Below are 12,294 nucleotides of genomic sequence, written 5' to 3'. Positions count from 1 at the left end.
GGCTCGGCCTGCGTACGCGGTCCGGCCCGGCAAAGGCCGCCCGGCCTGCCGGCCCCGGCTCGGCTCGGCCCGGCGTACGCGCCTGGGCGGGTGCGCCGGCGCGGGGGACTCGGCCACGCGCCCGCCCCGGCAACCAATCAACCACCCCCCATACGCCGAGTGACGAGTCCGGCCGCGACGGCCCGGGGGAAGCGGGTCCCGGCGGGCCGGGGGCGGGATCGGCGCGAGTCGCGCGGGCCCCTCGTCTCACCCGCGCACCAGTGGTTCTCCAGGGCCTCTCCAGCGGCAGACGGCACGTCAACTCCGCTGGTCAGCACGGGATATGGGCTTAACGGGCACGGCGGGCATCGAAGATCACGGCACCATCACGATCAGCCGCCCGACGCCGATGCACGTATTGCGGCCGGCGGTGACACGGCGTAGGACTGTCGACACCGGGCACGGCCGGAGAAGCGGAGCGTGTCGACGCACGACGGCCGTCCGCGGGGGCCGAGCACACCGGGGGCACGGGAGGGACGGCGACATGCGGCTCACACGCCATGCACCACGACACCAGGGGCGCACGGCAGTCAACGGCGAACGCGCGGCGCACGCCACGGCGCGCGGCGCCGGTCGGCGGCGGACGAGGCGCGGCGCGCTGGCGCTGACCACCACGCTCGCGGTGATCACGACACTGCTCGGGGTCGCCGGCTGCGGCGCCGAGGACGAGGACAGCGCGAGCACCGCCCCGATCCCCCAAACGGTGCGACTCCCCCGCCTGGACGGGCAGAAGCTCCAGGTCACCGCCGTGTGGACGGGCACCGAGCAGGAGAACTTCAGCAAGGTGCTGGCGGAGTTCGAGCGGCGCACCGGGGCCGAGGTCTCCTTCGTACCCAGCGGCGACGACATGTCCGCCTACGTCGGCTCGAAGGTCGCGGGCGGCCAGCCGCCCGACATCGCGATGCTGCAACAGGTCGGCGTACTCCGCGAGTTCGCCGCCAAGAAGTGGATCAAGCCGATCGACGAGGCCGGCCAGGCCCAACTGCGGAAGAACTTCGCACGCGGCTGGCAGGAGCTGGGCTCGTACGAGGGGACGCCGTACGGGGTCTACTTCAAGGTCAGCAACAAGTCCCTCATCTGGTACAACACCCGCGCCTTCGACTACGCGGGGGCCAAGGAGCCCGGCACCTGGAAGGAGCTGATCGAGCAGGCGCGCCTGGTGTCGGACTCCGGCGTGCAGCCGGTGTCGGTCGGCGGCGCGGACGGCTGGACGCTCACGGACTGGTTCGAGAACATCTACCTCTCGCAGGCCGGCCCCGAGATGTACGACAAGCTCTCCACGCACGAGATCAAGTGGACGGACCCGTCCGTCACCCGGGCGCTGACGACGCTGGCCGAGCTCTTCGGCGACGAGGACCTGCTGACCGACGGCAAGGAGGGCGCGCTGCGCACGGAGTTCCCGCAGTCGGTGGCCAAGACGTTCGCGGGCGGCGAGCCGCGGGCGGCGATGGTCTTCGAGGCGGACTTCGTCGCCGCCAACGTCGCCGACGCGGGCGCGGAGCTGGGCAAAGACGCGAAGGTCTTCCCGTTCCCGGCCGTCGGGGCCAAGGCCCCGGTGGTCACCGGCGGCGACGTCGCCGTGGCGCTCAAGGACACCAAGGCGGCGCAGGCCCTGCTGGCCTTCCTGGCCTCGCCGGACGCCGCCGCGGTCTGGGCCCGCGAGGGCGGCCTGATCTCCGCCAACACCAAGCTCGACCTGGCCACCTACCCCAACCCCGAGCTGCGCGGCATCGCCGAGGCGCTGGTCAAGGCGGGCAACGACTTCCGCTTCGACATGTCCGACCAGGCGCCGGCGTCGTTCGGCGGCAAACCCGCGCAGGGCGAATGGAAGGCGCTCCAGGACTTCCTCAAGAACCCGAGGAACATCTCGGGCATACAACGCCAGTTGGAGAAGGACGCCGCCAAGGCGTTCTCGGACTGATCCGGCCGAGGGACCCACACCATGCCGACCCCGCCAGCGGGCGGCGCAGCCCAGCCGGGCCCGCGCCGCTCGTCCACCCCGAAGACCCCCGCGGGCGCCGCGGGGACGACGCCGGGCGCCGCCGCGCCCACCCCGGACCCGACCACCGCCGCTCCCTCCGCCACGCGCGCGGGCGGCGGCAAGCCCGCGCCGCGCGGCGGCGTCAGACGATCCGCGCGGCGCGGCGTGGCCGGCAGCAACCCGTGGCTGGCGGCGCTGTTCCTGCTGCCCGCGCTGGTGCTGCTGGGCGCGCTCGTCGTCTACCCGATCGTCTACTCGCTGCGCCGCAGCTTCTTCGACGCGGCGGACAAGGACTTCGTCGGCCTGGACAACTTCCGGGAGATGTTCACCGACGACGCGATACAGCAGGCCGTCACCAACAACGTCATCTGGATCGTGGTCGCGCCGCTGGTGGCGACCGCGCTCGGGCTGATCTTCGCCGTACTGACCGAGCGCGTCCGCTGGGGCACCGCCTTCAAGCTGCTGGTCTTCATGCCGATGGCGATCTCGATGCTCGCGGCGGGCATCATCTTCCGGCTGGTGTACGAGCAGGACCCCGACCGGGGCGTGGCCAACGCGCTGTGGGTCACCGTGCACGACACCTTCTCGGAGCCGGCCCCCTTCGAGCGGGCCAACCCCGGCCGGCAGTCGCCGCTGACCGAGGCGTCCGACGGCACGATCAGCGACCCGAGGACGCTGCGCGCCGGCAGCCCGGTACACGTCCCGCTGGTCGGCATCCCACGCGACCAGGTGGACGGCGCGCCGGAGGCGGCGCGCGCCGAGCGGGTCGACGGCAAGGTCACCGGCACCGTGTGGCGCGACTTCACGCGCGGCGGCAAGGGCACCGCGAACGAGATCGACCCGGGCGAGGAGGGCCTGGCCGGCATCAAGGTGCAGGCGGTCAAGGACGGCTCGGTGGTGGCCACCGCGAAGACCCGCGACGACGGCACGTTCGAACTGTCCGCGGCCGCCGACGGGGCGACGCTGCGGCTGCCCGGCTCCAACTTCCAGGCCCCGTACAACGGCGTCGACTGGCTCGGCCCCACGCTCGTGACCCCGGCGATCATCGGTTCGTACGTGTGGATGTGGGCCGGCTTCGCGATGGTGCTGATCGCCGCCGGCTTGGCCGGACTGCCGCGCGAGCTGCTGGAGGCCGCGCGGATGGACGGCGCGAACGAGTGGCAGGTCTTTCGGCGGATCACGGTGCCGATGCTGGCGCCGGTGCTCGGGGTCGTCCTCGTCACGCTGATGATCAACGTGCTGAAGATCTTCGACCTCGTCTACATCATCGCGCCGGGCGCCAGCCAGGACGAGGCCAACGTGCTGGCGCTCCAGCTCTACAAGTCCTCCTTCGGCACCGACGTCAACCAGGGCGTCGGCAGCGCCATCGCCATCTTCCTGCTGTTGCTGGTGCTGCCGCTGATGTACGTCAATGTCCGCCGCATCCGAAGGGAGCGCCGTCGATGACCAGTACGGAATCCGTCGTACGGGCCAAGCAGTCGCTCGCCACCCGCGTCGCGGCCCGGGCCGGGGGCGCGGGGATGCGGTTCTTCCTCGTCGTCGTCGGGCTGCTGTGGCTCACGCCCACCGCCGGGCTGCTGCTGTCCTCGCTGCGCGACCCGGCGGAGGCGGACCTGACCGGCTGGTGGAAGGTCTTCACCGACCCCTCGCAGCTCACCCTGGACGGCTACGACCAGCTCCTGCACAACGAGGTGGTCACCGACTCGCTGCTGACCACCGCGCTGATCACCATCCCGGCCACCGCCCTGGTGGTGCTCGTCGGCGCGCTGGCCGGTTACGCCTTCGCGTGCATGGACTTCCCCGGCCGCGACTGGTGGTTCCTGGTCGTGGTGGGGCTGCTGGTGGTGCCGGTGCAGGTGGCGCTGATCCCGGTGTCCAAGCTGTTCGGCGAGATCGGCATCTTCCAGACCACCACCGGCGTGGTGCTCTTCCACACCGCCTTCGGGCTGCCGTTCGCGGTCTTCCTGCTGCACAACTTCTTCGCGGAGATCCCCCGCGAGCTGCTTGAGGCGGCCCGCCTGGACGGCGCCGGCGAGCTGCGGCTGTTCTTCCGCGTGGTGCTGCCGCTGGCCGGCCCGGCCGTCGCCTCGCTGGCCATCTTCCAGTTCCTGTGGGTGTGGAACGACATGCTGGTGGCCCTGATCTTCGCCGACAGCGGCAACCCGCCCATCACGGTCGCCCTCCAGCAGCAGGCCCGCCAGTTCAGCAACAACCTGGACGTGCTCGGGCCCGGCGCCTTCATCTCGATGGTCATCCCGCTGGCCGTGTTCTTCGCCTTCCAGCGACAGTTCGTCTCGGGCGTCATGGCGGGGGCCGTGAAGTAGCCGGCGAACGCGGTTCCCGGGCGCCCTCGCGCGGCGCCACGCGGCCCCGGGCGGCAGCGCCCGGGGCCGGCCCGCGCCTGGTCAGGGGCGTAAATGGTGCGACAGTGCGACTGGGCCGCTGTTAGTTTCGCGTACATGCTTGCGGTCGGTGAAAAAGAGATTCGAGCCTCCTTCGTCAACTGTTCCAAGGGAGAGGCCAGCCGGCTGAACCTGCCCCGGAACCTGGCCGAGCAGCCCTGGGAAGACCTGGACTTCCTGGGCTGGCGCGACCCGGGCGCCCCGGACCGCAGCTACCTGGTCATGCCGTACGAGGGCCGGCTCACCGGGGTCACGCTGCGCGTCCCGCAGGGCCCGCGCAAGAGCCTGACCAAGACCAACCTGTGCACCCTGTGCCTGACCTCGCACCCCGGCTCCGGGGTCACCCTGCTGGCCGCCCGCAAGGCCGGCGCGGCCGGCCGCCAGGGGAACACGGTGGGCGCGTACATCTGCGGCGACCTGGCCTGCTCGCTGTACGTGCGGGGCAAGAAGAAGCTGGAGCTCGCCCAGCGCTTCGAGGAGTCGCTCACCCTCCAGGAGCAGATCGACCGCCTGGTCGGCAACACCGAGGCGTTCCTGGCCCAGGTCTTCAGCTAGCCCTGGCGGCCCGAGCCGGCGCGGGCGGGCGCGCCCTGTCACACTCGCCGCGCCGATTCCGTCATACCCCTGACGGAACGGGACGGGAGATGTGACCGATGGACGAACGTGAACGCCTGGCGCGGCGCTTCGAGGCCGAGCGGCCCCGGCTGCGGGCGGTGGCCTACCGGATGCTGGGCTCGCTCAGCGAGTCGGACGACGCCGTGCAGGAGACCTGGCTGCGGCTCCAGCGGTCCGGGGCGGACGGGGTGGACAACCTCGGTGGCTGGCTGACGACCGTGGTGGCCCGGGTCTGCCTCGACATGCTGCGGGCCCGCACGGCGCGGCGCGAGCAGCCGTTGGAGGGGCAGTCCGCCCCCGATCCGGTGGTGGACGGCGCGGGCGGCATCGACCCGGAGCACGAGGCGCTGCTCGCGGACGCGGTGGGGCTCGCGCTGCTCGTCGTCCTGGACACGCTGGCCCCGGCCGAGCGGCTGGCGTTCGTGCTGCACGACATGTTCGGGGTGCCGTTCGACGAGATCGCGCCGCTGGTGGAGCGTACGCCGGCGGCCGCGCGGCAGCTCGCGAGCCGGGCCAGGCGCCGGGTGCGCGGCAGCGACCTCGCGCCCGAACCTGACCTGACCCGGCAGCGCACGGTGGTGGACGCCTTCCTCGCCGCCGCGCGCGGCGGCGAGTTCGACGCGCTGGTGGCGCTGCTCGCGCCGGACACCGTGCTCCGCGTCGACCTCGGCGCCACGGCCGGCGTCCGCGAGACGCACGGCGCGGCGGCGGTCGCCGGGCAGGCCCTCACGTTCTCGCGCGCCGCGGGGTACGCGGTACCGGTGCTGGTCAACGGGTTGGCGGGGACGGTCTCGCTGGTCGACGGCGTGCCGCGCTCGCTGCTCAGCTTCACCGTCCGGGACGGCCTGGTGCGGCGCATCGACATCCTCGCGGACCCGGCCCGCCTCCAGCACCTGGACGTGGCGGCGCTGCGCGTCGACCGGCCCGAGGCGCCGGAGGCGTAGCACCGGCGGTACGGGCCCGCGGGCGCGGGCGGAACGCGCCGAGGGGCGGTACGGGAATCCCGTACCGCCCCTCGGCCACCGCTTGCCGTGGCGCTTACCGCCTACTGGCTACCGCCGACCGTCAGCCTCAGCCTCAGCCTCAGCCGTGCGAACGCAGCAGCGTGCGCATGGTCCGCATGGCCACCGACAGGTTGGCCAGGTCGAACGCGTCCGACCCGTGGATCTCCTCAAGCGTGGAGCGCGCCCGGCCGAGCAGCGCCGCGTTCTTCTCCTCCCACGCCTTGAACCGCTGCTCCGGCGTGGAGTTGCCGTCGCCCACCGAGAGGATGTCGGAGGTGAGCGCCGCGTGCGCCGCGTACAGGTCCTCGCGGATGGAGGCGCGGGCCATGGACTGCCAGCGGTCGGCCCGCGGCAGCTCGATGATCCGGTCCATGAGCTGGGTGATCCGCAGCCGGTCCCCGAGGTCGTAGTAGACCTCCGCGACGGCCAGCGGGTCCTTGCCGGTGCGGTCCGCGATGGCGACGATGTCCAGCGTCGGGAAGGCGGACGAGAAGCTCGCCACCCGCGACGCCAGCTCCTCCGGCACGCCCGCCTGGATGAGTTCCTCGTTGATGCCCTGGTACCACTCCAGGTCGGCGCCGCGCAGCAGCTTCGGCAGGGCGGCCCAGACGGTGGCGACCCGCTCGCTGAAGAAGGCGATGGTCTCGGCCAGCTCCAGCGGCTGCGGCCGGTTGTTGAGCAGCCAGCGGGTGCCGCGCTCGACCAGCCGGCGCGAGTGCAGTCGGACGCGGGTCTGCACGTCGGCCGCGACCACGTTGTCCAGCGCCTCGACCTCGTCCCACACCCCGGCGAGCCCGAAGATCTCCCGGCCCGCGGTCTGCGCGCGGACGACTTCCTCGGTGGAGGCGCCGGTCTCCTCGCGCATCCGGTGCAGGAAGGTCGAGCCACCCGTGTTGACCGTGTCGTTGACCAGCACGGTCGTGATGATCTCGCGGCGCAGCGCGTGCGCGTCGATCTGCTCGGCGAACCGCTCGCGCAGCGGCTGCGGGAAGTAGGCGTGCAGCAGCCGTTGCAGGTACGGGTCGTCCGGCAGGTCGGTGGAGACCAGCTCGTCGGCCACCGTGATCTTGATGTACGCGAGGATCACGGCCAGCTCGGGCTGGGTCAGGCCACGCGAGGAGGCCAGCCGCTCGCGGATCTGCCGGTCGCTCGGCAGGAACTCGAGCTGCCGGTCGAGCTGGCCCTCGCGGCCGAGCCGGCGCATGAAGCGCTGGTGCGCGTGGAGCAGGCTGGGCGCCTGGGCGACGGCGTTGGCCAGCGCGGTGTTCTGCGCGTAGTTGTTCCGCAGCACCAGGGCGCCGACCTCGTCGGTCATCTCGGCGAGCAGCTTGTTGCGCTGCTTGACGGTCAGGTCGCCGTCGGCCACCACCGAGTTGAGCAGGATCTTGATGTTGACCTCGTGGTCCGAGGTGTCCACACCGGCGCTGTTGTCGATCGCGTCGGTGTTGATCCGGCCGCCGGTGCCCTGGCCGTCGGCGTCGCGGGGTCCGCCGACGCTGGCGAACTCGATCCGGCCGAGCTGGGTCAGACCCAGGTTGCCGCCCTCGCCGACGACCTTGGCCCGCAGGTCCTGGCCGTCCACCCGGATCGCGTCGTTGGCCTTGTCGCCCACGTCCGCGTGCGATTCGAGCGAGGACTTCACGTACGTGCCGATGCCACCGTTCCACAGCAGGTCGACGGGGGCCTGCAGGATCGCCTTCATCAGCTCGGCCGGGGTCAGCTTGGTGACACCGGCCGCGATGCCGAGGGCCGCCCGCACCTGGGCGTTGATCGGGATCGACTTGGCGCTGCGCGGGTGGATGCCGCCGCCCGTGGAAAGCAGCGAGCTGTCGTAGTCGGCCCACGAGGAGCGCGGCAGCTCGAACAGGCGGCGGCGCTCGGCGTAGGAGACGGCCGCGTCCGGGTTCGGGTCGAGGAAGATGTGCCGGTGGTCGAAGGCGGCCACCAGTCGGATGTGCTCGCTGAGCAGCATGCCGTTGCCGAAGACGTCGCCGGACATGTCGCCGACGCCGACGACGGTGAAGTCCTCGGTCTGGGTGTCGTGGCCCAGCTCGCGGAAGTGCCGCTTGACCGACTCCCAGGCGCCGCGCGCGGTGATGCCCATGCCCTTGTGGTCGTAGCCGGCCGAACCGCCGGAGGCGAAGGCGTCGCCGAGCCAGAAGCCGTAGTCGACGGCGACCTCGTTGGCGATGTCGGAGAACGTCGCGGTGCCCTTGTCGGCCGCGACCACCAGGTACGTGTCGTCCTCGTCGTGCCGTACGACGCCCTCGGGGTGCACGACCTGCCCGCCGACCAGGTTGTCGGTGATGTCGAGCAGCCCGGAGATGAAGATCTTGTAGCAGGCGATGCCCTCGGCCAGCCACGCGTCGCGGTCCACCGACGGATCGGGCAGCCGCTTGCCGACGAAGCCACCCTTGGCGCCGACCGGCACGATGACGGTGTTCTTGACCATCTGCGCCTTGACCAGGCCGAGGATCTCCGTACGGAAGTCCTCACGCCGGTCGGACCAGCGCAGCCCGCCGCGCGCGACCTTGCCGAACCGCAGGTGGACGCCCTCGACGCGGGGCGAGTACACCCAGACCTCGTACGCCGGGCGCGGCGCGGGCAGGTCGGGGATGGCCTGCGGGTCGAGCTTGATCGACAGGTAGCTGTGCGGCTCACCCGAGGTGGTCCGCTGGAAGTGGTTGGTCCGCAGCGTCGCCTTGATGAGGGTGAGGAAGGCGCGCAGGATGCGGTCCTCGTCCAGGCTGGCGACCAGGTCGAGCGCGGCGTCCAGCTCCTCCAGCAGCGCGTCGGTCAGCTCCAGGCCGGCCCGCTGCCGGTGCGGGGCCATCCGGGCCTCGAAGAGGTTCACCAGGAGCCGGGTGGTGTGCACGTTGTTGCGGAGGGTGTCCTCCATGTACGACTGGCTGAAGGTGGAGCCGGCCTGCCGCAGGTACTTGGCGTAGGCGCGCAGCACCATCGCCTGCCGCCAGTCGAGCCCGGCGCTGAGCACCAGCTCGTTGAAGTTGTCGTTCTCGGCCTGGCCGGTCCACACGGCGGCGAAGGCGTTCTGGAAGCGCTCGCGCGCGTCGTCGCCCTCGACCCGGTCGGGCATCCGCAACCCGAAGTCGTAGATCCAGGCGGTGGACCCGTCGGAGCTGCGCAGCTCGTACGGGCGCTCGTCGACGACCTCGACGCCGAGCCGCTGGAGCACGGGCAGCACGGCCGACAGGGAGACCTGGCCGCCGCTGCGGTAGATCTTGAACCGGCGCTCGCCTGGGCCGGCGCCGACCGGCTCGTACAGGCTGAGCGCGAACTCGCGCTCGCCGCCCGGCGCGGTCAGCCGCTCCAGGTGCTGGAGGTCGGAGACGGCGGCGCGCGGGGTGTGGTCGGCCTTGTAGCCCTCGGGGAAGGCGTTGGCGTAGCGGCGCAGGAGTTCGGCGGCGTGCTCCTCGCCGACCTCGGCGCTCAGCGCCTCGGCGAAGCCGTCGGCCCAGGAGCGGGCGGCCTCCACGAGCCGGGCCTCGATGCGGTCGGCGTCGGCGTCGGTCAGGTCGGCCAGCGTGGCGCCGGGCGCGACGCGGATGACGAAGTGCAGCCGGGAGAGGATCGACTCGGTGTTCCAGGCCGTGAAGTCGACGCTGGTGCCGCCCAGCTCCTCCTTGAGGATGTCGATCAGCCGCAGCCGGACGCCGGTGGTGTAGCGGTCGCGCGGCAGGTAGACCAGGGCCGAGTAGTAGCGGCCGTACTCGTCCTGGCGCAGGAACAGCCGCAGCCGGCGCCGCTCCTGGAGGTAGAGGACCGAGGTGGTGATGGAGCGGAGCTGGTCGACCGGGGTCTGGAACAGCTCGTCGCGCGGGTAGGTCTCCAGGATCTGGAGCAGGTCGCGGCCGTCGTGGCTCTGCGGCGTGAAGCCGGCGGTGGACAGCACCTCGGCGACCTTGCGCCGGATGACCGGCACCCGGCGCACCGACTCGGTGTACGCGGCCGACGAGAACAGGCCGAGGAAGCGGCGCTCACCGACCACGTTGCCGTCCGCGTCGAACTTCTTGACGCCGACGTAGTCGAGATAGGAGGGCCGGTGCACGGTAGCGCGGCTGTTGGCCTTGGTGAGGATGAGCAGCTTGTGCTCGCGGGCCTTGGCGCGGGCGTCGGCGGGCAGCCGGTTGAACGAGGGCGAGCCGGGACGGCCGTCGCCGGGCGCGGCGTGGTTGCCGTCGGCGGCGTGCGTGGGGTCGGAGCGCAGGATGCCGAGGCCGGTGCCGGGGATGGCGGTGAGGACGTCCTCGTCGACGCCCTCGTCGCCGGGCGCGGCCGTCAGCTCGTACTCGCGGTAGCCCAGGAACGTGAAGTGGTCGGCGGCCAGCCAGCGCAGCAGCTCCTGCGCCTCCTCCACCTCCTGCTCGCGCAGGTCGCTCGCGGTGGGCTCGTCCGGCAGCTCGTCGGCGATGCGCAGCGCGGAGTCGCGCATCTTCGTCCAGTCCTCGACGGCCTCGCGCACGTCGGACAGGACGCGCCGCAGGTCGGCGGTCATCTGCTTGAGGTCGCCGCGGTCGGTCTCGCGGTCGATCTCCACGTGGATCCACGACTCGGTGACCGCGTCGTGCGGCAGGTCACCGGGGGGCAGCGTCATGGTGGCGGCGGCCATGCCGGCGGCCGTCCCGCCGACCACGTTGGGCCCGGTGGCCAGCGTGATGCCGGGCGCCTCGCGCTGCGAGCCGAGCACCTCGAGGAGCTTGCCGGTCACATCGCGGCGCACCACGATCTGCGGGTGGATGACGACGTGGATGCCGCGTCCCTGCCGGGACAGCTCGTTGGTGACGGAGTCCACCAGGAACGGCATGTCGTCCGTGACGACCTCCACCACGGAGTGGCTGCACGTCCAGCCGTTCTCCTCGACGGTGGGCGTGTGCACGCGCACGTTCGCGGTGCCCTGCGGGCGCGTCTGCGCCAGCCGGTAGTGGGAGAGCGCGGCACCGAAGACGTCGACCGGGTCCCGGCCACTGAGGTCCTCGGGCGCCGTATGCAGGTAGTAGCGCTGGAGGTACGCGCGAAGGGTCTTTGGATCGAGCCCTCGCTCCGGTTGCTGTGTATGGGCAGGGCTCTGCTCAGCGACCCGGGCGGCCCGTTCGAGCAGCTCGGCCTTGGCTTCGTCCAGCTTGGTCTGCATTTCCTCTGCTCCTGTCGCGCGCCGTTGCGTGACATCGATGTGCGGTGGCATGACGTCGAGACGCGGGATCGCCGGTCACTGTCGACGTTATGCGGGAATGAGCGACAGCCGGGTCGGTCTTGACCAAATGTGGCCAACAACCCTGCGGAAGGGAATCAGCGGCGGCCCGGGCACTATGGTGCTCCGGGCGCTGGGGTCCCGCCTGACGAAGGCCAGGTGAGAGGGCAGCTCCGCCCTCGTGGGATATCGCGCTGATCACGGCGTAAGGCTATCGCTCCCCACCCGCTCGCCGTCATCGGCCGGATATGTACAAATCTGGACCCCGGACTTTGACGAAACGGACCAAGGCGCGCCACGCGCGGCAGGAAGTCGCCGAGCGGGCCCGGAGGGGTTGGCAAACGGCGCGCGGCGATGCACGGTGAACAAAACGGACAGTTCGGAGCTAGCGCCGCCCGGGCCAGCCCCGTCGGCGCACCGCGGAGGTGGGCGGCATGACGGCGAGGATCCTCATCGTGACGGGCGACGCGGCGGAGTCCCTGGAGGTGCTCTACCCCTACCAGCGGCTGCGCGAGGAGGGCTACGAGGTGCACATCGCGGCGCCGGCCCGCAGGACGCTGCGCTTCGTCGTCCACGACTTCGAGGACGGCTTCGACACCTACACCGAGAAGCCCGGCTACACCTGGCCCGCCGACCTGTCCTTCGCCGAGGTCGAGCCGGGCGAGTACGCCGCCCTGGTGATCCCGGGCGGCCGGGCGCCGGAGTACCTGCGCAACGACGGCGAGCTGCGGAAGGTGGTCAAGGCGTTCTTCGACGCGGACAAGCCCGTGGCCCAGATCTGCCACGGCCCGCAGTTGACCGCCGCCACCGACAGCCTGCGCGGGCGCCGCGTCACCGCCTACCCGGCCCTCGAACTCGACATGCAGGCGGCGGGGGCCACCTTCCAGGACGCCGAGGTCGTCGTGGACGGGGCGCTGGTCTCCGCGCGCGGCTGGTCGGACCACCCGGCGTGGATGCGCGCGTTCCTGACGGTGCTTCGGGACAAGGCCCCGGTGAGCTGAGGGCGCGCGGGCCGCGGGCACCGCGCGGCGGGCGCGGTGCCGT

At 71.8% G+C, this 12,294-nt stretch carries 7 protein-coding genes; 6 read left to right on the top strand and 1 reads right to left on the bottom strand.

Annotation, left to right across the window (positions count from 1 at the left end; translation table 11 throughout):
* The first annotated feature begins 661 nt into the window (after nucleotides 1-661).
* The 5 genes from OYE22_RS21710 (at nucleotide 662) to OYE22_RS21690 (ending at nucleotide 5,981) form a co-directional block, all read left to right on the top strand.
* A complete protein-coding gene (locus tag OYE22_RS21710; RefSeq protein WP_277321966.1) occupies nucleotides 662-1,960 on the top strand; it encodes an extracellular solute-binding protein in 1,299 nt (432 codons plus the stop codon).
* A gap of 21 nt (nucleotides 1,961-1,981) precedes the next feature.
* Nucleotides 1,982-3,466, top strand: coding sequence for a sugar ABC transporter permease (locus OYE22_RS21705; protein WP_277321965.1), 1,485 nt, complete (start codon nucleotides 1,982-1,984; stop codon nucleotides 3,464-3,466).
* Entirely contained in the window at nucleotides 3,463-4,344 is an 882-nt protein-coding gene (locus OYE22_RS21700) for a carbohydrate ABC transporter permease (RefSeq protein WP_277321964.1), read from the top strand. Before OYE22_RS21705 ends, OYE22_RS21700 begins: the two co-directional genes overlap by 4 nt.
* Before the next feature lie 135 nt (nucleotides 4,345-4,479).
* Nucleotides 4,480-4,977: an FBP domain-containing protein gene (locus OYE22_RS21695; RefSeq protein WP_277321963.1), complete on the top strand. Its 498-nt coding sequence runs from the start codon at nucleotides 4,480-4,482 to the stop codon at nucleotides 4,975-4,977.
* Between the two features lie 98 nt (nucleotides 4,978-5,075).
* Nucleotides 5,076-5,981: a sigma-70 family RNA polymerase sigma factor gene (locus OYE22_RS21690; protein WP_277321962.1), complete on the top strand. Its 906-nt coding sequence runs from the start codon at nucleotides 5,076-5,078 to the stop codon at nucleotides 5,979-5,981.
* A gap of 139 nt (nucleotides 5,982-6,120) precedes the next feature.
* Here the strand turns inward: OYE22_RS21690 and OYE22_RS21685 are convergent, their stop codons facing one another.
* Entirely contained in the window at nucleotides 6,121-11,193 is a 5,073-nt protein-coding gene (locus OYE22_RS21685; RefSeq protein WP_277321961.1) for an NAD-glutamate dehydrogenase, read from the bottom strand.
* Nucleotides 11,194-11,684: 491 nt separating this feature from the next.
* Here OYE22_RS21685 and OYE22_RS21680 point away from each other — a divergent pair, with 491 nt between their 5' ends.
* The gene (locus OYE22_RS21680) at nucleotides 11,685-12,251 is read left to right on the top strand and encodes a DJ-1/PfpI family protein (protein ID WP_277321960.1); all 567 of its coding nucleotides are present in this window, start codon (nucleotides 11,685-11,687) and stop codon (nucleotides 12,249-12,251) included.
* Nucleotides 12,252-12,294 lie beyond the last annotated feature (43 nt).

Source organism: Streptomyces sp. 71268, from assembly GCF_029392895.1.
GTDB lineage: Bacteria > Actinomycetota > Actinomycetes > Streptomycetales > Streptomycetaceae > Streptomyces.
The sequence above is the reverse complement of the archived record's forward strand: the minus strand, read 5'-3'. Positions and strand labels throughout refer to the sequence as shown.